Origin of the sequence: Sediminibacterium sp. TEGAF015 (assembly GCF_025997995.1) — a bacterium.
Lineage (GTDB): Bacteria > Bacteroidota > Bacteroidia > Chitinophagales > Chitinophagaceae > Sediminibacterium.
Window position 1 is genome coordinate 2,874,652 of record NZ_AP026683.1, and the last position, 25,608, is coordinate 2,900,259.

At 35.6% G+C, this 25,608-nt stretch carries 21 protein-coding genes; 15 read left to right on the forward strand and 6 right to left on the reverse strand.

The window, feature by feature from the left end; genetic code table 11:
• Positions 1–15 precede the first annotated feature (15 nt).
• The 6 genes from TEGAF0_RS12810 to TEGAF0_RS12835 all read right to left on the reverse strand — a co-directional run bounded on the left by TEGAF0_RS12810 (position 16) and on the right by TEGAF0_RS12835 (position 9,897).
• Positions 16–195, reverse strand: coding sequence for a hypothetical protein (locus TEGAF0_RS12810; RefSeq protein WP_264898799.1), 180 nt, complete (start codon positions 193–195; stop codon positions 16–18).
• Positions 196–360: 165 nt separating this feature from the next.
• A complete protein-coding gene (gene porV / locus TEGAF0_RS12815) occupies positions 361–1,527 on the reverse strand; it encodes a type IX secretion system outer membrane channel protein PorV (RefSeq protein ID WP_264898800.1) in 1,167 nt (388 codons plus the stop codon).
• A gap of 274 nt (positions 1,528–1,801) precedes the next feature.
• On the reverse strand, positions 1,802–4,234 hold the full coding sequence (locus tag TEGAF0_RS12820; RefSeq protein WP_264898802.1) for an SLBB domain-containing protein: 2,433 nt from the start codon (positions 4,232–4,234) through the stop codon (positions 1,802–1,804).
• A 79-nt stretch (positions 4,235–4,313) separates the two neighbouring features.
• The gene (gene porU / locus TEGAF0_RS12825) at positions 4,314–7,946 is read right to left on the reverse strand and encodes a type IX secretion system sortase PorU (protein WP_346347629.1); all 3,633 of its coding nucleotides are present in this window, start codon (positions 7,944–7,946) and stop codon (positions 4,314–4,316) included.
• 32 nt (positions 7,947–7,978) lie between these two features.
• Positions 7,979–9,013, reverse strand: coding sequence for a sulfatase-like hydrolase/transferase (locus tag TEGAF0_RS12830; protein ID WP_264898803.1), 1,035 nt, complete (start codon positions 9,011–9,013; stop codon positions 7,979–7,981).
• Positions 9,014–9,375: 362 nt separating this feature from the next.
• Positions 9,376–9,897 (reverse strand): CDP-alcohol phosphatidyltransferase family protein, encoded by a 522-nt coding sequence (locus TEGAF0_RS12835; RefSeq protein ID WP_264898804.1) that lies wholly within the window; start codon positions 9,895–9,897, stop codon positions 9,376–9,378.
• Positions 9,898–10,123: 226 nt separating this feature from the next.
• Between TEGAF0_RS12835 and TEGAF0_RS12840 the strand changes: the two genes are divergently transcribed.
• The 15 genes from TEGAF0_RS12840 (at position 10,124) to TEGAF0_RS12910 (ending at position 25,586) form a co-directional block, all read left to right on the forward strand.
• Positions 10,124–11,689, forward strand: coding sequence for an SUMF1/EgtB/PvdO family nonheme iron enzyme (locus tag TEGAF0_RS12840; RefSeq protein WP_264898805.1), 1,566 nt, complete (start codon positions 10,124–10,126; stop codon positions 11,687–11,689).
• Between the two features lie 5 nt (positions 11,690–11,694).
• Positions 11,695–12,168 carry a 2-C-methyl-D-erythritol 2,4-cyclodiphosphate synthase gene (gene ispF / locus TEGAF0_RS12845; protein ID WP_264898806.1) on the forward strand — a complete coding sequence of 158 codons (474 nt, stop codon included), beginning with the start codon at positions 11,695–11,697 and terminating at the stop codon, positions 12,166–12,168.
• A gap of 41 nt (positions 12,169–12,209) precedes the next feature.
• The gene (locus TEGAF0_RS12850) at positions 12,210–12,902 is read left to right on the forward strand and encodes a YdcF family protein (protein WP_264898808.1); all 693 of its coding nucleotides are present in this window, start codon (positions 12,210–12,212) and stop codon (positions 12,900–12,902) included.
• An 8-nt stretch (positions 12,903–12,910) separates the two neighbouring features.
• Complete coding sequence (locus TEGAF0_RS12855) at positions 12,911–14,083, forward strand: nucleotide sugar dehydrogenase (protein ID WP_264898810.1); 1,173 nt, start codon at positions 12,911–12,913, stop codon at positions 14,081–14,083.
• A 651-nt stretch (positions 14,084–14,734) separates the two neighbouring features.
• Positions 14,735–15,811, forward strand: a complete 1,077-nt coding sequence (locus TEGAF0_RS12860; protein ID WP_264898812.1) for a hypothetical protein — start codon at positions 14,735–14,737, stop codon at positions 15,809–15,811.
• 159 nt (positions 15,812–15,970) lie between these two features.
• A complete protein-coding gene (locus tag TEGAF0_RS12865; protein WP_264898814.1) occupies positions 15,971–16,969 on the forward strand; it encodes an NAD-dependent 4,6-dehydratase LegB in 999 nt (332 codons plus the stop codon).
• 192 nt (positions 16,970–17,161) lie between these two features.
• Entirely contained in the window at positions 17,162–17,866 is a 705-nt protein-coding gene (locus TEGAF0_RS12870) for a hypothetical protein (RefSeq protein WP_264898816.1), read from the forward strand.
• Complete coding sequence (locus tag TEGAF0_RS12875; protein ID WP_264898818.1) at positions 17,863–18,921, forward strand: N-acetylneuraminate synthase family protein; 1,059 nt, start codon at positions 17,863–17,865, stop codon at positions 18,919–18,921. Before TEGAF0_RS12870 ends, TEGAF0_RS12875 begins: the two co-directional genes overlap by 4 nt.
• Positions 18,922–18,988: 67 nt before the next feature.
• On the forward strand, positions 18,989–20,047 hold the full coding sequence (locus TEGAF0_RS12880) for a sugar phosphate nucleotidyltransferase (RefSeq protein ID WP_264898820.1): 1,059 nt from the start codon (positions 18,989–18,991) through the stop codon (positions 20,045–20,047).
• 72 nt (positions 20,048–20,119) lie between these two features.
• Positions 20,120–20,824, forward strand: coding sequence for an acylneuraminate cytidylyltransferase family protein (locus TEGAF0_RS12885; protein WP_264898822.1), 705 nt, complete (start codon positions 20,120–20,122; stop codon positions 20,822–20,824).
• Between the two features lie 51 nt (positions 20,825–20,875).
• Positions 20,876–22,120 carry a hypothetical protein gene (locus TEGAF0_RS12890; RefSeq protein WP_264898823.1) on the forward strand — a complete coding sequence of 415 codons (1,245 nt, stop codon included), beginning with the start codon at positions 20,876–20,878 and terminating at the stop codon, positions 22,118–22,120.
• Between the two features lie 46 nt (positions 22,121–22,166).
• A complete protein-coding gene (locus TEGAF0_RS12895; RefSeq protein ID WP_264898824.1) occupies positions 22,167–23,282 on the forward strand; it encodes an NAD-dependent epimerase/dehydratase family protein in 1,116 nt (371 codons plus the stop codon).
• Positions 23,279–24,271, forward strand: a complete 993-nt coding sequence (locus TEGAF0_RS12900) for a GHMP family kinase ATP-binding protein (RefSeq protein ID WP_264898825.1) — start codon at positions 23,279–23,281, stop codon at positions 24,269–24,271. Before TEGAF0_RS12895 ends, TEGAF0_RS12900 begins: the two co-directional genes overlap by 4 nt.
• A gap of 21 nt (positions 24,272–24,292) precedes the next feature.
• Positions 24,293–24,871, forward strand: coding sequence for an SIS domain-containing protein (locus TEGAF0_RS12905; protein WP_264898826.1), 579 nt, complete (start codon positions 24,293–24,295; stop codon positions 24,869–24,871).
• A gap of 1 nt (position 24,872) precedes the next feature.
• Positions 24,873–25,586 carry a nucleotidyltransferase family protein gene (locus TEGAF0_RS12910; protein ID WP_264898827.1) on the forward strand — a complete coding sequence of 238 codons (714 nt, stop codon included), beginning with the start codon at positions 24,873–24,875 and terminating at the stop codon, positions 25,584–25,586.
• The last annotated feature ends 22 nt before the right edge of the window (positions 25,587–25,608 follow it).

Consider the following 25,608-nt stretch of genomic DNA (forward strand, 5'->3'; position numbering starts at 1 on the left):
AAACTTCCTTTATGTTTATGTGGTTGAGTGAGTCAGTTTGGCTTTTTTAGATGATTTTACAGCTTTTACTTTCCTTCTATTTGTAGATACTTTATAACTACTAATGAAAGCGCTAATTTCTTTTCTTGCTTTATCTGTTAATGGCTCACTTGCAATAATAAGATTAACCCCTTTGGGTTCTTTAATGTGTCCCATGTACTTGTTTTAAGTCAAGTTTTGTAAATCTTAATACCTCTTTTCACATTCTAAATTTACAAAATAACATTTAACTAACCCCTTAAACTGCTCGCGCCCCGAACTTATTCGGGGCGCGAGCCATATTTTTATGTTTGTGGGTTTTTCAGGTGGGGGTGAATACCCTTAAAAATCATCGTTGCTTAAGTTAAAGACCAATCCCAAACGCAATGTATTGGATAAAGGATTACGTGTTACTCCCGAACCAGAAGGTACTAGGTAAGAAACATTGATCTCCATGAACTTAGCGTTGAAACCAGCGCCAGCTGTGAAGTAACGGCGATTGCCTCTGGTCTTGTCTTCATAGAAATAACCTGCACGTAGTTTGAACTGGTTGTTGTAATTGTATTCCATACCAGCAGAAATCTGGAAGCTCTTAGAAAGGCTGCTTCCGTCAGAAAAAGATTTCATCCAGGAACTCACTACTGAAGTATTTCTGTAATTCGCTAATGCGGCAGAGTCGGTAGCAAAAACACCCGTTGTGGTAGGTGCCATCGGTACCAATAATTTGTTTACATCCAAAGCAAAGCTGATGCTATTGCCTTCGCTCATCACTTTGGTATATGACATACCCAATCCCAGGTTGGCGGGTAAGAAATCTTTGTTACGGGCATCGTTGGTGTATCCTACTTTGGTTCCTAGGTTAGACAACACCAAACCAAAATTCAAACCCTGACCATCTACGTCGCGGCCATTGTAAAACAAGGATACATCTCCAGCCAATGCATTACCGGCTTTGTATACAACACCTGTACCTACATCGCCCACAACTAAGCGAGAGTTGATATAACGTAACGCAACGGCCAAGCTAAGCTTATCGTTTAGTACACGGGTATAACCTCCGTCGATGGAGAACTCTGTAGGGCGAACGGTATTTAACACGTTACCCGAAAAATCGGTTAATTGAATATTCCCCAGGCTAAAGAAACGCATGGATCCTGAAATCACGGAATAGTCGTCAATCTTTTTATAGGCAGCGGCACTGGCAAGATACACATCGTTCAAACCCAGGTCGCGTAACCAAGGGGTGTAGTTCAAAGCCACAGCAGAACGTTTTTCTGCAAAAGCCGTTTTAGCCAGGTTCCAGAAAGGGGAGTTGGCATCGGGATTAGTAGCAATCGCTGCATCTCCCATACCGCCCGCACGTGCATCGGGTGAAATACGTAAAAACGGAACGGCAGTAGAAACAATATTAATGGAATCGGCTTGTGCCATAGAAGTAGAGGGAGTAGCAAAAGCTAAGCCCAAACCCATCAACGCAAAAGCCCAACATTTTTTAGATGCATTTTTCATAATCAAATAATTGAGTTCCTGTATTTGCACAGCAAAGCACAAAAACATTAATAAAACGAAAACGAAATTTTAGCGTAGAAATTATGCCATTCAGTTTATTTAGTGGCGCAGTGGGGAGCTGCTATACAATGATACGAATAATTGTGAATTAGTTGCTCAATAATTGATTAAATACCGACTTGTTTGTAGCCTTTGAGATGATTTAAAAAAAAGGGGCCCGATTGTATCGGGCCCCTTCCTGCCGCGCGCAGTGCCCGCGCGCGACTAAGTTTATTTATTTCGTTGCATTCAAAATACCAATAATGATGGCACCCATACCCACTAAGCTGCTGGTTAAGCCCAGAATCTCAGCCGTGGTTAATGGTTTCTTGTTCTTACGTACGGGTACATACAATTCCGCACCCGCTGTTAAGCGAGGATAGGTTTTGAAGAATACATAGTTGTGCACGGTTTTAATTTTACCATTCGGGTACAAGACATAAGTGCCTTTTTTATTGGCATTTTCTGAGAAACCACCCGATTCACGAATCAATCTACGAGAAGAAAGTCCACGGAAATAAGGCACTTTCTTCTGTATGTTCACCCCGCCAAAAGCCTGTACCGATGTTGGTGTTTTAGGAATGGTAATTACGTCACCTTCTTCTAAGTAAATATCGTCTTCAGAACCTGGATTCTCGATGGCATTACGTAGATTAACCGATAACAATACTTTTTCACGGGTCAAAGAAGAATCCAAAAACTTCTTGGTTAAAGTATCGGTACTTAATTGCTTCGACAAAGCTTTTTTAATTTCCAATACTTCTCCTTTCAGTGCTTCTTGGTAGGTATTGCGCAAGAAGAAAGCGGAACCTAAAGAACCTGATTCTAATATACCACCCGCACGCTTGAACAAATCGCTAACGCGGTCTTTTTTGGTATTCAATAAATAGGTTCCCGGGAACAATACTTCCCCACTGATGCTTACGGAGCCTGCTGCCTGGTTACGGGGTAGGTTCTTTACATTCACTACATCAAAGGGTTCTAATTCTATGGTAGCCTGCTTGTTGGTTAAGGTTAAGCTATCGGTCAAATTAAAACGGAAAATGGTATTGTAAACTGCTGTATCAGATAAGGTTTGGTCTTTGCGGATCCTTCTGAGTACTTCTACTTCTTTTAATGAAGCACGGTCTTTTAATCCACCTGCCAATAAAATCAAGTCCTCAATTTTCATTCCTTCAGAATAAGAAAAATCGCCGGGCTTATTCAGTTCTCCTGTAATGGTAACGGTTCTGCTCTCCCTTAATTCTGCTTTGCTATACACATGAAGGGAGTCATCATTACGTAAAGCTAATGCTAAGTCTGTAGCCGACTCTAAGTTTACAGCAGTAACGGTGGTATCTTTAGAAGGATTGGTTCTAAACAACAATGCACGACTTTTAAAAGCATTCTCTTTCAATTGTGCTGCTTTCAATAAGGCACCTAGGGTTGGATAAGAAGAAACCGCATAGCTGTTTGGGTAGAATACCGCACCGCCTGCGATTACGCGATTTTCAAAACGCTTGGGAATGGCACCCACTACAACTGAGTCAGAACTCTTGATAGCAAATTGATTCAACTGATTGTATTCTACGTTTAGAATGGATTTACCCAAATCGCCAAAACGTTGAATGGTTATTCTATTTTTGTTGGCAGAGTCTGCAAAACCTGCTGCGTATTTTTCAATAACAGTAGCCAAGTTTTCGCCTTGCTCTGATTCATAAATGGCTGGTCTTTTCACCGCTCCATTTACAAATAAACGAACCGCATAGGGATGCACTTTAATGATATCGTCGTCTTTTAATAAAACGTTCTTGGTAAGGTCACCGTTCAATAAGAAATCGTATAAATCGAAAGTGACGATTTTCTTGCCATTGCGGATCAAATCAATTTTACGGAAAGAACCATTGGTTGATGGGCCGCCTGACGCATACAAGGCATTGGCCAAAGTTGCCAAGGAAGAGAGCTCATAAGTGCCCGGTTGTTTTACTTCGCCAATTAGGGTAACACGAATGCTTCTGATTTGTCCCAAGCTTACTTGTAAAAAAGTATTGCCCGTTTTTAACCCTGGATAGGTTTTGGCCATTACGTTTCTTAATTTGGTCTTGGCTTCATCTACAGTAAGACCTGCCAATACCACAGGTCCAATATTCGGGATACGAATCTGCCCTTCGGTATTGATTTTATACTTAGAAGTTTTCTCAGAGAAACCATAAATATCGATGGACAATTCATCGTCTACACCCAATACATAATTGCTAGGGGTAGCAGTACGCATATTGGGTTCGAAAGTAAGGTTGGCATTGGAGAAAAATTCGGAACCGAAAATTTGTAAGCCTTCTTTCTCTTCTTTTTTAAATTCATTTTTACCACTAAATGGCTTGCGAGATTCGTAAGAAGCCCCACTGGTCTTTTGTGCACCTGTTGCACCCGCTCCCATACTACCCATACGGGCTTTGATCTGGGCGATTTGCGCATCTGATAATCCTCTCTGTTTGGCTTTGGCTTCCAATTCCGCTTCGGAAAGTCCACTCAATTGCGCCTGTTGTAAATAGGCCTGAAACTGTGCATCCGATAAGGCATTGATATCCATGCTTGATACCTGAGGAATCGTAGGCAACTGTGCAAAAACGAACTGCGTTGAGGTAAAGAACAATCCCATCAACAATGCTTTCATCCAAATTTTCTTCATGTGAACTATTTTATACAACTATTTTACAAATTTAAAAGGTGGGGGATTGGGGGCGAAGATAGCCCGAAAACCCTAATACTCAAAGAATGATGATTTGTCCGGCAGCTGATTGTTTGCCCAGATTTGGGTTGCCAGCAACGGAAACCCATAACCGATAAAAATATATACCCGGGGTGCATTTTCTCCCTTGTTGGGTAGTACCGTCCCAGGAAACTTCGATATTGCGGGTGCCTTGGGTGTTCACCGTCCTGCGAATTTGTTTTACGGCGGCACCCGCCGCATCCACTATTTCAATTTGCAGTTCCAAATCGGTATTGGGTTGGTTGTGTTCAAATCCAAAAACAGTGGTCCCTCCCAAAGCTTTAAAGGGATTGGGAAAATTACGCACCGCAGCAATTTTAAGCTGTTCTTTTTTGGATACCACAAAGTCTAAGGTCGCAGTGTTGCTATTGTTTACCAGGTCCCAGGCTTTGAGTTGTATCTGGTGTTTTCCAGGGGGGAGTTGTTGCAGCTGATAGCGCAAAGTCCCACGCTGGTATTGGTTCAGCTCATTGCTGAAAAAAGAATTCAATACGATGCTGTTGCGCTGGTCGCCATTGAGCATTACAACTATATCGTGCCCAATACCATTGCCTGTTGCGTTGATACCCGAAGTGTCAAATAATTGAGCAATCAGTATAGGGTTTTCACTAGTGATGCCACCGTTTTTAAACGCTTCGTCATTTAGGAAAAGGTCGATTTCCGGACCCGTGGTATCACGGGTAGTATTTACCGAATTTCCCGCGAGACGAAGGGGCAAAGCACCCGACGCAGGTTGGATTCTAGAATTGATAGATGGAGAAAAGCTGCCTGTTCTTTCTGCATAGCATTTCAAGTTAGCTTTATTCGGGCCAAAGGAAATATCTCGTGGCACTTTCAAAACAATCTTGAACGCTCCATTGATAACGCTGGCTTTCCCATTGAACAAAATGGTTTTCTCGGTGGAATAGCCTGTGCGGGGACTTTCCAGAGAATTGCCCAAAGTAAAAACGGTTTGGGGTTGATCATACAATTGAACAGTAACGATTCCATTGTAATCACTGGCAATATTTCCGTTACCATAGTTGATTTGTCCACTGATTTCGTAAGTCTGTAAAGTCAATAAACTATCTGTAAAAGGAATGATCCGCCCCGTATTTTTTTCTTTGATTTGGGTAATTTGAATCGGTAGCTCGGGCAAAGCCAACTGTAAAGCTGGGTCGCCTAGTAATACAAATTTTCTGCTGTTCAAAGGGTCTCCACTGGTCTGTGCATTGCTTTGGTTGCTTAGGTTTTTAGCTATCCGAACGGCTTCGCCTAAAGAACGATACAAGGGGCCATTGATGCCTCCCACAGCATTGCTTTGTAAAGGTTCTAATGCAGCCTTAATAAAATTTTGGTTCATAATACGATTGCTATAGGCAAAAACCAAACGGCTAGTGGTCAGAAGCGCAATGGCTCCATTGTTATTGCCGTATAAAAGAGGGCGAGCGATCGAAGCTTTCCCCGGTTGATCAAAGGGATCAAAATCGCAACTAGCTGTAATGAATAAAGGGAGTTTATCGGGATTATTGAAACGATTGATTTCATTGGCACTGATCACCGCTTCTTCTGATAAACGCAAATGATTGCCGTGGCCAGAATAGTTGACAATTAATGCACCCGCTAATACTTGGTTCACAATGGCATCGCTCACTGCTGGGTAACGGGCGCCCCCTGCACCACTAACTAAGGGATAGGCATCTAAATAAATTTTGTTGGCGTTCAATGAGGGGTTGGCTGCTAATGCAGTACCCGCAATGCTTTCCGCGTCGTTTAAGTGTAGGTTCTGGTCTTTGTCGTCTGCAATAAACAACAATTGACTGCGCCAGGCATTGTCTGTATTGACTCTAGAGGTATCGTTATTGCTGGGCGATTGATGATACCGAATCAGTTTGTTGATGTATTGATTGGCTTCTGTTAAGTTGCTAACGGGTATGCGACCTACCGCAATAGATAAAGGTGCATCATTGAGTTGATTTACATCGTCGCCGTTGTTGAGTAAAGCATAAAAATCATCAGAAGTATACGAGAGTAGGGGCGATACACTATTGCTACTTTGAAAAGTGGGAATCAAATTACGCTCGTTGTATTGCGCATTTTGTAAAATGTTTTTTGGGTCATAGGTACCTGCCCCAAAAAGTACAACGTATTGCAATGTCTTGCCATTGGCAGTAGAGGCAGGTTTAGAATTATCGAAAAATAGTTTAATGCCATTGCGAATAGCTGCAGGGTCGGGAATACCTGCCCCAAATTCATTGTAGAACTGGGATGTGGTAATGACGGCATCTTTATATCCATACTGACTTTGGTGAAAAGCCGCTAATCGACTGGCTGCGGATAGGAGCGAGGGGTGTACTACAATGATTCCATTGAAATCGTTTGTGCCAAATGCAGGGGCATTAGGGTTGGTGGCCCCTTTGGCCAATCCTATCAAGTTCTGATTGGGTACAATTGGATTATTGGGGATTATGGGTGTTAAAGCTTGCGAAGGGTTAAAACACGCAAAGTTTTCTCGTATTTCTAAGGAGTGTTTGTAGGTGATTTCACTGCCCAAGTTGGTGGTTTCTACTAGGGTTGGATGCAAGGGGTTCGTTATATTCCACACTCGGGTATCTGCGGGAAATACGATGGGAGCGCCGTTATTTAACGGAGCGGAAATTCGAAATAAGGCCGTGGAATCACTGGGGAAAAATCCAGTATTTCGCCCCGTGTTTTCACGGGTGATAGTATAGTAAAAACCTTGATTAGGGCTGGGCGGTATAAGCCTTTTTAGACCTAGAATACTAAACCGATTCAGCCAACCTTCTGCTCCATTGGCATTTCCAGAAAATTGAAATTGTACCGACAAAAAATTCGTATTACCCAATGAAGAAAGGGCAAGAGCGCTAAGGGTTTTGGCTTCTCTGGCATAGTCATCCAAGAGCCCGCCCGATACTCCCGCCAAGGAAATATTTTGAGTCAATTGACCATTTATGGAAAGGTTAAATTGAGAAGCAGCCCCAATGGAACGGGCAGTCACATGCGAGTATAATTGAATATTCGTATTGGGCAAGGCATTTGACCATGGCACAGAAAATGTTCGAGTAGAATTGTTTGCCGTGAAGTTTTCACCCACCCATTCTTTGCCACTAGATAATAGATTCAGTCTATTGTTTTCGTAAGCATAGGTATCTGTATAGGTGTTTATCGCGGTAAAAACAGGTCGATTGTCTGGAATGGCATTGCCGATCCTTTTAGGATTACCAGTGCTATTGAGGGTTATAAAATACCAGGCAGTATCCGAATACAGGTTCTTGATAAAATCCAATCGTCCAGTCGCTGTATCGTATTTCCATTGATGGGGGCCAGCAGCATAAAATAACACGTAATTAGGCCCCGTTTCTATGGGTATTTCAACTAAACCATTGAGGAAATTACTATCCACTTTCTCAGATAGCATACCCCCGGCTTTACCAAAGATTCGAAGGGTATTGTTAGGAAAAGGAATGCCCGTTAACCCTAACGATTTTAGCTGAGCAGTATCAATTTTATAAATGCCTGATTGGGTAATACCGATTCTTGCCGATTGACCAAGCAACGATATATTCCATAACAGTGAGATTGCGCAAATGAAAACTGTTTTTAAAGAATATGTATGGAATATTTTGAACAAGTCAATAAGATTTTAAACAACTATTTAATTACTTATTTATAAACATAACAATATGGTACGTATTTGTTTTCATACAATAATCTTAAATTCTTTGCATTAAAAGGTGGCATATGATCACCTACAATTAAAACTTTTTGAAATCTTGTAGAATCTAATTCTTGAGCTACATACCCAAGAAAACTTATGATTCTTTGCATTTGTGCATTAGCCTCTGTTAAATTTCCAGAATTATTACCAAAAGGCAATTTGTAATTAGTGCCAATAAAATTATTATCATTAAATGGTAAATGAGAGTTTACTGTTAACAAATAGGAAAAGCATTTAGAATATTTTTTTGATTCATTTTGTAAAAAATCAAATGTAAATTCATCTTGAATTGATATAAAGGGGCTCTCTGAATTTAAGCTTAATTTATATGCATATTTTTCTTGCAAAGTTTCACCAAAAAACATCTGGTTAATCCCTAGGTTTTTCCACCATAAATTCCTCTCAAACATACTCCCATTATATGAATGAGCAGCAATCGTATTGTATCCTTGTTTTTTTTTAATATCAAAGATGGAGTTAATACTCTTTTTATGAATATAATATTTATAATCCCCGCTACTATTTAATAATTCTCTTAATTCTGCTCTTGTTGTACTGCCCTCAAATGATGTAATTCCCCATTTTATTTTCCAGTGATTCCTTTTAAAATTTTCTGAAATGATCTTTTCAATATTTTTTTTGTCATTTACATTTTTTAGTAATCCGAAAGATTCAATGAGTATCAACAATTGATTACCTGAAGAATCATTTTTGAAAACTTCAAATGTAACGGACTGCTTTTTGTTTAGTTGAGGTTCTTTAACGGTAACATTAACATTAATGATGAAATCCAATAATGGTTTAGAAGTTAAGCTAGCAATATTGCCATCATAAAATGTCTGCGTTAATTTGGTATTAATTTTGGTAGAACCATTAGCAAAATCTAAGACATATATTATAGAAATCGCAATCAAGAAGAATTTAATAATCCTTTTGTCTTTTTTTAATTTAGGTTTAAGTTTCTTTAGTACATATAACATGAAGAAGATTACAGCTAAACAGCAAATCAAAAGTAAAACTTGATTATTTGATAGGTTATAATTTTCGAAAAATTTGAAGGTGCTTAAGAATTCATTGTAGTTAAATAAAAAAAGTTTAGATAAAGAGTAGGTTATGTCAGAAAAAATGATAACGATAAAAAGAAACCATATAAGGTAAATATTAACTGAAAAACAGATAAGAGGTAGTAGAAAAAAATAATCATAATAAATAAGTGGCCTTTCTAAATTCATCCAAAGCTGCAGTATTAGTGAGATTAAATTTGGTGATAGTAATATCGTAATTACTATAAATTCATCTGCCAGCTTAAAGTTTGAATTATTATTTAGGGGAATCTTTATACTCATTGTTTAATTGAAAGAATAAATGAAGAATAACTAGTAACTAGTATTAAAATCTCAAGTGTGTATTTTAATATTGGAATTGACATGGATAAATATTGGGTAGTTGCTAAACTTATAAATAATATATACAAAAGAAATGTTTTTGTTTTGCCTAAAATATTTGATGTAGGACTAATTTTATTCAGTCCACGCAGGAGTAAAATGAGTGCTTCTCTAATTAAAATTAACAAAATAAAAAGTGTTGAAAGCTGCTCTTTTTTTACATAAAAAAATAGAAAAAAAATCAAAACCAGTTTATCAATGTACTGATCTAATTTCTCACCTTTTACTGTTGTGACATTCCATTTACGAGCAATATAGCCATCTAAAAAGTCAGAAATGCCAATCCAGATAGTTAATAAAATTGTGAAAACCGAACTTTCAATGAAATAAATCGGTATTAATGTGAGCATTCGACTTATCGTTATCAATGTAACAATTTTGTATCGAATAATTTTTACTGATGAAGAAACTAATTTCATATTATTCTCACTAATAAATCTGTTGGACACTATAACATTATTATATAGTCACAAATCTGAAAATAGTATTAATGAGCAATATTCTTATATATTATTATTTTTATATATTTTTAATGTTATCTTAAATTAAGATTTTGCTAACTAATAATTCTATACATTCGTTGTTATAAAAAAACGAATTTTATAGGCTAATTATACACTCTAATCAGTATAACAAACAAAGACAATGCAGGTAAATAAATTTGTGCGGAACACCGTTTTATTGGTTTCCCTAATGAGTGTAGCTACATCTTGTAGTCTTTTCAAAGGAAAAAAAGAGAAATCCACTGCCACTGGATGGAACTATAATGACCAGCAATTTGGGAACTTCAATGTGGTGAAACCCAAGGATATCCAAACCGCTCCCGGATTGGTTTTTGTGCAGGGTGGTACCTTTACTATGGGTGCTACGCAAGAAGACATCATGGGGGATTGGAACAATATTCCACATCGTGTAACAGTTAACTCCTTCTTTATTGATAAATACGAAGTAAGCAACCTTAACTACCGCGAATACTTGTATTGGTTGGAAGGCACGTTTGGGGCTGCTGGCATGGATTCCATGGTAACCCAGGCATTACCTGATACTTTAGTTTGGAGAGAAGAGCTAGCCTATAACGAGCCAATGGTTGAATATTATTTCCGCCATCCTTCCTATAATAATTACCCTGTAGTAGGTGTAACCTGGTTACAAGCCACAGAATACTGTAAATGGAGAACCGACCGTGTTAATGAATTGGCTTTAATCAAAAAAGGATTTTTAGACGGGAAGACACAAATCAAGAAAACTTTGAACGGTGCTGGTCAGGACAATTTTAATACCAAGGCTTATTTGTTGGGTGAATACCAAGCTGTACCTGGTAAAGATGTTACCTCAAAGAAAAATCCTTTGAAAGACGCACAAGGAAGACCTAGGACTGTTGCTAAGTTTGAAGATGGTTTGATGTTTGGGGATTACCGTTTGCCAACAGAAGCAGAGTGGGAATATGCTGCTTATGGATATATCATGGAGAATCCACAACGTAAGAGCAACAAGGGTATCAAAGGAGAAGAGTTGATTGCCAACAAATCCATTTATGCCTGGAGAAATGATGGCTATGATAATTTAAGAGCTACCAAGAAGGGTGCTGCACAAGGATCTTTCTTAGCCAACTTTAAGAGAGGAACGGGAGACAATATGGGTGTTGCGGGTGGCTTGAACGATAATGCGGCCGTAACTGCGGAAGTAGATCAGTTTGTACCAAATGGGTATGGTATTTACAATATGAGCGGTAACGTGAGTGAGTGGGTGGCAGATATCTACAGACCTTTGACCAACTCTGAAGCAGAAGACTTTAACCCATTTAGAGGTAACGTTTTCCAGCAGATAGATATGAGTGGTGGACAAGGCAATTTGAGAGATGATAAGGGTAGAATCAAAATGAAGCCTGAACCCGATTCTGTAACCCGTAACAGAAGAAATTACCAAAAAGCCAACGCGTTAAATTACTTAGACGGCGATTCATTAAGCAATGTGAACTATGGATACGGCATCACTACTTTGATTTCTGATAAATCAAGAGTTTATAAAGGTGGTAGTTGGAATGATCGTGCGTACTGGTTAAGCCCAGGTACACGCCGTTTCCTACAAGAAGACGAAAGCACGAACACCATCGGTTTTCGTTGTGCCATGAGTCATTATGGTGCACCTGAAGGTATAGGTAAAGGTGCCAAGACGGGTAATAATTTCCCAGCAAGAAGAAATAAAAGATAATCGCTATGCGCATAGGCTATGGGATTGATTTCCATCAATTGGTGGAAGGTAGAGACCTTATGATTGGAGGCGTGAAAATTCCTCATACCAAGGGTGCTCTGGGTCACAGCGACGCCGATGTTTTGCTACATGCTATTTGTGATGCTTTGTTAGGGGCAGCTTGTTTAGGCGATATTGGAGTTCACTTTCCAGATACTTCTGCTGAATTCAAGAATATTGACAGCAAAATTTTATTGGCTAAGACCAAAGACTTGATTGCTGCAGAAGGCTATTCCATAGTCAATATTGACGCTTCCCTTTGCTTGGAAAAACCCAAAATAAAACCCCATATTCCTGCCATGCAAGAAACCATTGCTAATATCTTGGGTATAGGAATAAGAGATATTTCTATTAAAGCTACTACCACTGAGAAAATGGGCTTTGTAGGAAGAGAAGAGGGTTTGGTGGCACATGCGGTTTGTTTGCTTCAGTCTAAATGATTTATTTACATAAGATATTGCCAGTCTTTATCATGCCTATTATGGTCATCATTTATTTGATGATCTATGCTTTGTGGAAGAAAAAGAGGTGGCCAATATATACAGCTATTTTTTGTTTATATGTGTTTTCTACCCCTATCGTTGCAGGTAATTTTTTCAAATTAATTGAAGGAACGGCACCTAGAAAAACACCAACTGAAATGCCGAGTGTTGATGCCATTGTAGTACTAAGTGGTATGATTAATCAAATTAAATCTACGAATGGTGTTCAGCCAGAATGGGCAGATCCTGATCGTTATTTCGGGGGAATAGAATTATTCAAAGCAGGGAAGGCTCCCAAAATTATTTTCACTAGAGGACAATTACCTTGGGGTAAAACTTTGCAAACAGAAGGTGATATCTTGAAAAAATTTGCATTAGAACAAGGCATACCTGATTCCTCTATACATCTCACGGATAATGTAGAAAATACTGCTGATGAAGCAAAAGCAGTAGTGAAAATCCTAGGTAAGTGGAAGTCTATCATTTTAGTAACTTCGGCATATCATATGCCTAGGTCAGTGCAATTATTTGAAAAGCAGGAATTGATTGTTAAACCTTATCGAGTGGATTATAAGTTAGACCAATTGAGTAGTATTACGCTTATGGATTTTTTACCAGATGCGGATAGTTTTAGGTTGTTGAATACGGGTTATAGAGAATTGATTGGTAGGGTTATCTATTATATTTTTTAATTTTATTGATGCTTCAAAATTATAAAATTGCTGTTGTTGGATTGGGTTATGTGGGCCTTCCATTGGCTTTAGCATTTGCTGATAAATATTCAGTAATAGGTTTTGATATTAATGAAACAAGAATTCTGGAATTACAAAACAAGAATGATATTTCTAAAGAAATTGAAAGGGATGCTTTTAATACGAAAGTCTCTATTCTTTTTACTCATGACTTAAAGGATATAGCGCCCTGCAATGTTTATATTATAACAGTACCAACACCCATTGATCAAAATAAACAACCAGACTTACATTCCTTACTAGGTGCAAGCCAATCAGTAGGGTCTATTTTAAAAAAAGGTGATATAGTAATTTTCGAGTCCACTGTCTATCCAGGCTGCACAGAAGAAGAGTGTGTTCCGGTTTTAGAAAAATCAAGCGGCTTGCTATTCAATCAAGATTTTTTTGTTGGGTACTCTCCAGAGCGAATTAATCCAGGGGATAAGACAAGACCTATTCAGTCAATAATAAAAGTTACATCGGGTTCTACACCAACCATTGCAGAGGAAATCGATAACTTATATAAATCTGTTATAACAGCAGGAACTTATTTAGCTCCTAGTATAAAAGTTGCTGAAGCTTCTAAAGCTATTGAAAATGCACAAAGGGATGTCAATATCTCTTTCATGAATGAGCTGGCATTGATATTTGATAAATTGGGTATTGATATTGATGAAGTACTCGATGCTGCTAAAACCAAATGGAATTTCCTGCCTTTTAAACCAGGTTTGGTTGGAGGACACTGTATTGGAGTTGACCCACATTATTTGGCATATAAAGCCATGCAAGTGGGGTACACGCCTAAAGTGATTTTATCGGGTAGGGAAGTGAATGAACAAATGGGGATTTGGATGGGAGAGAAAATCATAGCCCAGTTGGCAACTCAGTTTAATGGAGAAATTAAGGGTAAAAAAGTCCTTATCCTAGGATTTGCTTTTAAAGAGAACTGCTCCGATACCCGCAATACCAAAGTGATTGACGTTTATAATACCCTCCAACGAGCTGGCCTTGAAGTAGCCATATATGATCCTTGTGTTAATAGAAAACAAGTTCAAAAGGAATTTGGAATAAAGCTAATTGATTCAACCGAAGGCAAGTATGATTATATTTTTAAAGCTGTTGATCATCTTATTTTTAAGTAAACTTTTTGTTAGAAATTTCAAATTTTTTGTTTAAAATTATCTTTTTTGGTTATTCCAAGTTTCTAAATACTATTTGATTAACTAAATTTTAGTCTAGTTCATTAGCTTATAATTTAATTATACTGATAGAAAGTTTAGTTAGTATACGATGAAGTTATCAACTATATCAGTTAGTATCAATTAATTGTTATAATTTTTTATTATCCAATAATATTTTCCTATAGACATGCAAATCATTTATAAAAAGTAATTTAAATACAATTCTAAAAATTGAAGATGCAAATCATTTGTTTATTTTATGAATATAAAATTTATTGTATATCTAATTCACTTGAATTAGTTCAAAAATTTCAGGCATATCAATTTTAACAACATGCACTTGGAATATATTACGAAAAACTATTACAAATATATTTGTCACATTTTTGGTTGATAATTTTTACTAATTTACATTTGTCTTCTATAGACTTAAAACGCCCCCCTATTTTAGATCTAGACTCTCTTAAATTAAACTTATGCTCATAAACGCAAAGTTTAATCTTTCTTGTCTAAGCCCACTTGTTTTTAATTGTGACTTAGAGTGGCGTAGCTTTTTTTTATTCAATTAAAATCATTTTATAAACATACTTATCTGAAAATATCAGCAATCAAATGAATAATTTAAACCAGCCTGAAGAAATTAATTTTAAAGAAATCGTTTTAGCATCTAAAGTTTGCTTTACATTTCTTAAGAAATATTTTTTTAAAATTATAGCTGCTGGATTTATTGGGGGACTCATCGGATTTTTTCTTGCTTATGTTAAGCCTGTAACTTATACTGCCAAAACGATTTTTGTAGTTGAGGATGCAAAAAACAATAATACATTTAGCGGATTAGCTTCACTTGCGGGGCAATTTGGAGTAGATATGGCTGGTGGGGTTGGAGGGGGCTTAATTGAGGGTGATAATATACTTTTTTATTTTAAAAGTGAATTATTAGCAAGAGAAGTGTTGTTAAGTTCTTGGGACAGCACAGGTTATGAATCTATAGCAAATATTTATGCGAAGGTTTATGGCCTAAATAAGGATTGGGAAAATAATCCAAAAATAGGAGTAATTAACTTTCCTATTCAAAAGAAAGGCATTTCTTATTCTAGAGTACAAGATAGTTTATTGAGGGCAATGATTATGTCCATAAATGAAAATATGTTTAACATAAGTAAAGTTGATAAAAAATCAAGCTTCATTCAATTGCGTGTTACAATGTTAGATGAAATGTTGACAAAGAGATATTGTGATAAAATTCTTGCAATTGCAATTAACCGTTATATATCTTTGAAAACTGAAAGACAGAAAAATACAATAGATAAATTGCAGTATAGAGTAGATAGTATTGGTAGCTTATTACAGAAAAAAACTAATAAGTCTGCTGCTATTCAAACAAGTGCATCTACAATAGATGCCAATCCCCTATATAAGACTAGTACAGTTCTTGAAACCGAAATTACATTGAGGGATAAAGCCCTTTTATCTACATTATATTCCGAAGTTCTAAAGAATCTCGAAATTGCAAAATTTACATTAAGTCAAGAAACTCCTGTAATACAAGTTGTAGATAAAGATGAATTTCCGCTGGCGAAAAACAAAATATCGAAAATAAAGTATTCGATTTATGGCTTTTTAGTGCTTTCGACTATATTTATCTTTTCTCTAGTTGTTCATATAAAAATAAAATCAATTAATGTTTAATTAATATGTAATACTAGCATTAAGTGATTATTATAAATTGTTTAATGAGTAATTTATATCACTCTAAAATTCAGTTAGTATAATAATTTATTAACATAATATTTTTTATTCAATTTCACTTTGCATTGCAACTATTAGTAATAATTAATAATATATAATATGATTCTTAAAAATAAAATGATTCTAGTAACTGGAGCTGATGGATTTATAGGTAGCCATTTAGTTGAATTTCTAATATTAGAGGGGGCTAGAGTGAGAGCATTCGTAAATTATAATTCATTTAATAGTTGGGGATGGATTGATAATCTGGGAAAAGAAACAATTAAGCAAATTGAAATTTTTAGTGGGGACATTCGAGATCCAAATGCAGTTAAATTGGCAATGAAGGACTGCAATATTGTTTTTCATCTTGCTGCACTGATTTCTATTCCTTATAGTTACCTTGCTCCCGATCACTATGTAGATACTAACATAAGAGGTACACTAAACATCTTACAGGCAGCCAGGGATTTATATATTGAAAAAACTTTAATTACCTCTACTTCAGAAGTTTATGGTACTGCAATTTATGTTCCAATAGACGAAAAACATCCGCGTCAAGGGCAGTCACCTTATTCTGCAACTAAAATTGGAGCTGATAGTTTAGCTGAATCATTTTATAAAAGTTTTGAACTACCATTGACAATTGTGAGACCTTTTAATACTTATGGGCCTCGACAATCTGCGAGGGCAGTAATACCAACTATAATCACACAACTATTAGCAGGAGTGACTGAAATTAAACTTGGGGCGATTCATCCAACTCGTGACTTGGTTTATGTGAAAGATACTGTTCGAGGATTTATCGAGATAGCGAAATCGGATTTTTTAGTTGGTCAGGATGTTAACATTGCTACATGCTCTGAAATAAAAGTTGGGGACTTAGCCCAAAAAATCATTGATTTGATTAATCCAGCTGCAAAAATTATTGAAGATAAAAATAGGTTGAGGCCTGCTAATAGTGAAGTTGAGAGACTTTTTGGTTCAAATCATAAAATTCTAAAATCAACTAATTGGACTCCTACATATTCACTTAACGAAGGCTTAACTGAAACAATTAATTGGTTTTCAACAAAGGAAAATCTCAAGTTATACAAGCATGATATATATAACCTATAATTTTCAAATCATTATATTACATTCTTGACATTCCTTTTTATGAATGTAGTTTTTTCGGTTATCTTTCCCCAAAATCTTACATATCTTAAGTCGTTTATACGATCTTTAGAGAATCAAGTAGATAAAAATTTCATTCTAGTTTTAGTTAATGATGGGGTTTATGAATTGAGTAAATATTTCGAAAACTCAAAGATGCCAATTAGAATAATTGAAATTGATGGTTTGAAATTAACACATTTTGAAATTCGTCTTTATGGGTTAAACAAAATTATTGAATGGGGCGCCAATAAAGTTGTTTTTGCAGACAGTGATGATGAATTTTCAATTAATAGAACTTTGCTAACATTTAAGTACCTCGATTCTTATCCAATTGTATGTAATGATTTAGTTACAATGAATAATGATGGAGTAGTAATAAATGAAAATTATTGGGATATTAGATTGGGCGAAATTTTTGAGTTTTCGAGTTCATTTATAAAAGATAAAAATATTATTGGATTTGGAAATAGTGGGATTAATAAGGATAAATTAATAGAAATCTTGCAGGTATTAGGTAATTCCAAAGAAGGTTTTGATTGGCTATTCTTTTCCAGTTATAAAGATGACTTCAAAGCATTATTTTTCAGCAAAGCAAAAACATTTTACAGACAACACGACAGAAATTTATTAGGGGCAAATCAATTATCTGTTTTATCTCTGAAAAAAAAAATAGAATTAAAAATTACGCATTATGAAAAATTGCTATTGTTAAAAAAAGACTTAGAATTATTAAATGCTCTAGATAAATATCGAAGTATTCTAAAAAAATCCAATAACTTTTTTGAAAAAAAAGTTAAACAAATAAACTCATCAAACACAAATTATTTTTGGTTTGAAGAAACAAATTTATTATTATGAAAGTAGTTAACATTACAAAAGAAAAGACTGTTCAAAATTTTAGTACACCTTATATCATAGCTGAAATTGGTGCCAATCATAATGGAGATATGCAGTTAGCAAAAAAAATGATTGACGCGGCTGTTGAATGCGGATGTGATGCTGTTAAATTTCAGTCATGGACGCCTGATTCGATCGTTTCAAAAGAGGAGTATGATAGAAATCAACGATATAATGATTCAGCAAAAAAACATTTTGGCTCATTACGTGAAATGGTTGATAAGTATTATTTAAGAACCGAACAGCATTATGATTTAGAATCATATTGCAGGCAAAAGAATATTGATTTTTGTTCTACACCATTTACTAATCGTGAAGTTGATTTATTGGAAGACTTGCATGTTCCATTTTATAAGATAGCATCAATGGATATCAACAACTATGATTTTCTGGCCTATGTTGCCCAAAAAGGTAAGCCTGTAATATTATCAACTGGTATGTCAACCCTTGGAGAGATTGAAACTGCTATCAAGGTTGTAAATAATGCAGGTAACGATGATATTGTTCTTTTGCATTGTATCTCAATTTACCCCCCTTTGTATGAAGATATTCATCTTAATAATATAACAATGTTGCAACAAACTTTTGGCTATCCAGTTGGATTCTCTGACCACACTATTGGATATTCTATTCCCTTAGCTAGTGTTGCGCTTGGGTCATGTGTAATTGAAAAACATTTCACTCTAGATAAAGACCTTCCAGGCTGGGATCATGAAATCTCCGCAAATCCAGAAGAAATGAAAATTATTTGTCAGGAGTCGCATAATATCGTAAAATCTTTAGGAAATTTTAAAAGAACAGTATCATCTGCAGAAATTGCCAAAAAAGATAAGTTCAGACGCAGTGCTGTAGCTAAAATCGAAATCAACGCAGGGCATATTGTTTCAGTTAATGACTTAGATTTCAAGAGACCCGGCACTGGAATTCAACCAGAAGAAATAAAATATTTAATAGGACGAAAAGTAAAAAGTGGGATTCCTGAGGGAGAATTGATTAAGTGGGAGCATTTTGAATAAATCCTCATTTAGTATGATCAGTATTGATATAATCATTTTTTTAGATAATCTTTAATAAATCAATACATTGACAAAGTATAAAATTAGTAGTTCAAATAACATCAGAGATGCTATTAAACAAATTGACAATAATGGAGAAGGTTTTGTACTAATAGTGGATGATAGTGAAAAAGTAATTGGGCTGTTAACGGATGGTGATTTTCGAAGAGCAATATTAAGCGGCATTTCATTGGCCGAAAATTGCCTAAAGATTGCAAACAGAAAATTTATATCAGTTGATAAAAATGTATCTGAAAGAGAGATTATTAATATTTTCCTTCAATCGAAAATTGATCACCTTCCAGTTCTTGAGGACGGGTTATTAATTGAGATACTTCAGAGAAAAAATTTTAATTTATCTGGTAAGGTAGTTTTGCCAGCTACATTTGAAGATGTATCTATCGTTATCATGGCTGGTGGAAAAGGCACTCGAATGAAGCCCTTTACAAATATACTACCTAAACCATTAATACCCGTTGGTAATAAATCTATGCTCGAGGTGATTATGGTTGAATACCAAAGATATTTTAATTGCAGTTTTTTTATATCAGTAAATTATAAAGCAAATCTTATTAAAGCATATTTGGAAGAATATGCTGATTTATATAAGGTGTCTTATATAATGGAAGATAGTCCATTAGGTACAGCAGGAGCCTTGAAATACATTAAAGGAGAAATTGATAAACCTTTTTTTGTTTCCAATTGCGATATACTAATTAAAGCTAATTACGCAGATATTTACAGGAATCACATTGAAAAGAAAAACGATTTTACCATTATTTCATCTATGATACACTATAAAATTCCATATGGTGTTTGTGAAATTGAAAATGGCGGTGAGTTGAGAAGACTAGTTGAAAAACCTGAGTATGATTTTTTAGTAAATGCAGGTATGTACATCGTTAACCCTGAAGTACTTTCTTTGATACCAGATAATACATTTTATAATATTACTGATTTAATAGATGCTATAAAGAAAGATGGTGGTAGGGTAGGAGTTTTTCCAGTATCAGAAAATTCTTATCATGATTCTGGACAATGGAAAGAATATGGGAATATGTTGGATGCGATTACTAGAATTTCATAAAGACTATCTTATATAAAATGAAATTTTCTTAGTTTCATAAGTAATAAAAAAAATAATAGAAATAAAAATTCTATGAATGTAGTTGCAATTATTCCAGCAAGAGGAGGATCAAAAAGAATACCAAGAAAGAATATTATCGATTTCATGGGGAAACCAATGATTGCCTGGACAATTGATGCAGCTCAGAATGCCAAAATTTTCAACAGGATATTGGTAAGTACGGATAGTGAAGAAATTGCAAGTGTAGTTAAATCATGTGGAATAGATGTTCCCTTTCTTCGCTATCATAAAAGTGATGATTACTCGCCTGTAACAGAAGCTACCATTGAAGCGATTAATCAGGCCGAAACATTTTATAATGAGAAGTATGACATAGTGGTTCAGCTAATGGCAAATGCACCATTACGTAACGCAAAGGATATTTTACAACATTATAGTACATTTTTAGCCTGTGGACGGAGTTTTCAAATCAGTTCTTTTAAATTCGGATGGATGAATCCTTGGTGGGCTTTCAAGGTTAACGAGAGTGGGGAAGCTGAATGGATAATGAAGGAAGGCGTTGGTAAACGATCCCAGGATTTGGAAGATTTGTACTGTCCTACAGGTGTAATTTGGATAGCAAAAGTTGATCAGTTAAAAGCAGCTAATACATTCTACGGGCCTGGATATGAATTTTGTGAAATCAATTGGAAAAGTGCAGTGGATATTGATAATTATGAAGACCTTGAATTTGCAAAAGCATTGTATTTGTTAAAGCAAAAAGAAAGCAGAGCATAAGAACTTCCAATAAGCAGTCATTTACAAAACACTTAGATATAAGCAATATCCATGGGACTTGGTTTTAATCAACTGAAAAAGTCGTATAAGTTATTTGATTTTTTCTACCCCATAGTTGTAGCAATCATCATTGTTCAATTGCTGTTTTTACCTGGTCTAAGACTTGGTGTGATTACTGCTTTGATTATTTTAATCATAGCAAGTAAAAATATAAACAGACGCATTTTTCTGCTAAATTCATCAGTAAACAAACTTGTTCTATTATATCTTTTGTACAATAGCGGTTCTCTAGTTTGGTTTTTTTTTACGGGTTTCCCTGTATCTGTTTTCATAGCTGAATGGTCGAATTCAATTTTGCCAATTCTATTTTTCTATTTTCCCTATTATGAGAAGAAACAGAGTAATTTTTTTTACCACATAACGCTCATTACATTAGTCTTTAGTTTTATTCTTGGATTTATTTTGTGGATGTGGGAGCCCCCTTTCTATCGAGTGTTTATGGATACTACAGAGGGTGTTGGGACAGATATGTTATTTTTTCAGTCAATTTTTGGCCTTACAGCTACTGGAGCATTAGGTGTAATCGGATTCTTAATTAGCTCAAATATTGTTTTAAAGTCTAATGGACGGAAAGGAAAGATTGCATTAGCAATCTGTATGGTGACAATTATACTAACGTTTCGAAGATCAGCACTTTTAGTACTCGCCCTAGCTATTCTTAGTATGCACTTTATCGGCTATTTCAGATATAAGTTTATAAAAAAGAGGTATCTACTGATTGAAGCAATATTTTTATATTACATTTTTGTATTGGTATCAGATAATTATGGAGATTTCTTTACTGATCTTATTGAAAGAGGATCAATGATTTCAGAAGCCTTTAATGAACGAAGTGGGACTTGGAGTTATGCATTCAGTTATGGGAACCTTGTGATAGGCGATGGGTTAGGAGCATTTGGACATAAAGTAATTGGTTACAGCAAAGTATTGATTGCAGATGGTAATTATTTTAAAATGCTTGCTGAAATAGGAATAGTAGGCACTTCTTTATTTTTTGCGATTCTAATAGTTTCCATGATGCTTGGATTTAAAGATTTGCGAAATAAGTATGTTGAATTAAGTATAGTACTGGGATTAGCTTTAATGGCTATAGGCTCAAATATATTTACATATCAGACATTGGCCCCAATTTTCTGGTATTCAATAGGAAGGCTATCTATTAATTACAGGCAAAATGAGGGTATAGCAATGGTTAAAAATGAGGCAAGTACTCTAAAGCCAAGTACTCAGATGTAAATACTTTTCTCACAAAAAATAACAATTTTTTTAAAATTATTCTAAAATGAATATATTAATTACCGGAGGCGCTGGGTTTATAGGATCGCATATAACAGACGCGTTGCTTAAAAAGGGACATTCCATTAAAATACTGGATATTCTTAAGAAACCAGTTCATATGAAAGGGTTCCCTGAGTATCTAGATAAAACGAAAGTCGAATTTATTTATGGAGATGTTACCGATAAAAGGGTAATGAAATATGCTTTAAATGGAGTGGATATAGTTTTTCATCTTGCTGCTTATCAGGATTATCTTCCAGATTATTCATCATTCTCTTATATCAATGTTTTTAGTACATCGCTGATTTATGAGATAATCGAAGAAGAAAAATTCCCTGTTCAAAAGGTTATAGTTGCATCTTCACAAGCCGTAATGGGTGAAGGAAAATATCATAATAAATCTGGTAAAGTAATTTATCCAACTTTAAGAACTGATCAACAACTTAGTTCCGGTAATTGGGATCATATAGATAATGAAACTGGACTCCCGCTTATACTTGATTTATCGGACGAAACAGTAATTAATCCAATGAATCCTTACGGCATGTCGAAATATCAGCAGGAAATGCTTGCTATCAACTTAGGTAATCGAATAGGAGTACCCTCAGTAGCCATGCGGTTCTCTATTGTTCAGGGCTCGCGACAAAGTTTTTATAATGCCTATTCAGGAGCCTGTCGTATATTTTCATTGTCTTACTTCTTAAAAAAACAACCAACAGTTTATGAGGATGGTAATGCAATTCGCGACTACGTTAATATTCATGATGTAGTTGAGGCTCTTGTGCTAGTGATGGAATCAGAAAAGTCAAATGGTCAGGTATATAATGTTGGGGGCGGGAAGGCGTATACTGTGCTTGAATTTGCAAAAGTAGTAGCTGAAGTTTTCGAAATGGAATATAAGCCAAAGTTACCCAAAGAGTATAGGTTTGGCGATACAAGACATATATTTTCAGATATAAAAAAATTAAAATCCTTGGGTTGGAATCCTAGTCGAACAGTTTACGATAGTGTTAAAGAATATAAACAATACCTTGAAGAACAAACAGATATCAATGATATTCTGGATTATTCTGAAAAGCATATGAAAAATCTTGGTGTAATCAGGAGGGCAGTATTATGATAATATCACAAACTCCATTGCGAATCAGTTTTGTTGGTGGCGGAACCGATATGCGCTCTTTCTATCAGTATTCACCTGGTATGGTATTAAGTACTGCGATTGATAAATATCTTTTTGTCATTGTTAATGAACGATTTGATGATAAGATATATATCAATTATATGGATAAAGAAATCGTGAATGATGTTGACGAAATAAGGCACGAACTTGTTAGGGAGGCAATGAAAAAAGCAGGGATAAAAAGAGGAATCGAGGTAACAATGTTGGCAGATATTCCGTCAACCGGCTCTGGTCTTGGATCTTCCTCCTCCTTAACAGTAGGGTTGCTCAATGCTTTTTACAATTATCAGGGACACCAGGTTACAGCTGAACAACTTGCAAGGGAAGCGTGCGAAATTGAAATTGATATTTTAAAAAAACCTATAGGAAAACAGGATCAGTATATCGCTGCATATGGAGGTGTGAATAAGTTTATCTTTAATAAAGATGAAACTGTTACTGCTGAATCATTAAACCTCTCCCGTGATAGCAGAATCAGACTCGGTTCGAACCTTTTGTTACATTTTACTAATATCACAAGAAAAGCAGATGTTATTTTATCTGAACAAAAAAATAAAACGAATGATAATTTAGATTCTCTTAATGACTTAGCCGCAATGGTACCGGTTTTAGAGAGGGAGCTTTGTAATGGCAATTGGGATTCCTTAGGTGCAATGTTGAAAGAAAACTGGGAAATAAAGAAAAAATTGGCAACAGGAATTACCATACCTGAAATTGAAGAAATGGTTGAGATTGCGTTAGAAAATGGTGCACTAGGAGTTAAGATTGCTGGTGCAGGCGGTGGCGGCTTTTTATTGTCATATGTTCCTAGAAACGAACAGGATAGTTTTCGAAAAGCAATGCATAAATATTTAGAGCTTCCTTTTATGCTTGATCCATTCGGTTCTCGAATAATTTTTAACATGAGGAGATACAATTCTCGATTATAAAACGCCAAATACATAAATACTATGGATTTTTTTTTCAATGATTATAAGAAAGATCTGATTCATGCGATTGAATCACTTGACTGGAAAACGATGAAGGAAATAGCTGATCGAATCATCGAGTTAAGAAATAATGGAAATATAGTTTACCTTATTGGAAACGGTGGTTCATCTGCTACCCCATCACATAGTGCTGGCGATTGGACAAAAGAATTGAGGATTAAAACAATCTGCTTAACTGATAATACACCATCAGTAACAGCGTTCGCAAACGACACAGATTATACAAATATATTTAAAGGACAACTTGAAACTTTTCTTTCAAAAGGAGATATTGTTATTGGATATAGCGGAAGCGGAAATTCCCCAAATGTGTTGAATGCAATTGAGTTTGCAAAATCTAAAGGAAACTTTACAGTAGGTATAACTGGAAATTACAATGATAGAAACGGAGGTAAACTAGTAAGTTTAGCTGATTTGTCTCTGGTTGCTAATACTACTTCGATGGAAAGAATTGAGGATGTTCATCTTATAATTAATCATATCATCAAAGAATATATTAAAGCAACGATAAACGCCTCACAGAGGATATCGAAAGTATAATATGAAAGCTTTTTTATTAGCGGCAGGGCTTGGTACAAGGTTAAAGCCAATTACTGATACAGTTCCCAAATGTTTAGTTCCGGTAGCAGGTAAGCCAATGTTAGCATATTGGTTTGATTTGTTTCGGAAGCATGGTATAACAGAAGTGTTGATTAATTTAAATCATCTTCCAGACCATGTTCGGCAATTTGTTAAAGAAAATGATCAGGATATAAAGGTTACGCTTGTTTATGAAGAGACATTGTTGGGGAGTCTTGGCACGATTCTCCAAAATAAATATTACATCGAAAACGAAGAATGTTTTTTTATTTTCTATGCTGACACCCTAACAAACGTTGATCTTGCAGATATGTTAAGAACTCACAAGTCTTCAGGAAAGCCTTTTACCATGGGATTATTTCATGCCGATAATCCTAGTTCTTGCGGTATTGCCGAGTTGGATGAGAATAATATAATTATTGGTTTTGAAGAAAAACCACAAGAACCAAAATCTGCCCTAGCCAATGCTGGATTGTATATTATGGACACATTGCTTTTGAACGAAATTAAGTCAAGTCAGGACAAATTGCTTGATATTGGTTATGATCTCTTGCCAACATTAGTGTCTAATATGACAGGTTATAAACATATAAATTTTGTTTTGGATATCGGAACTCCTGATAATTTGATACGTGCAAGTGAATTTGTAAAAAATAATCCAAGAATTTTTCTATAGGTCAAAAAATGTAGACCCAAAG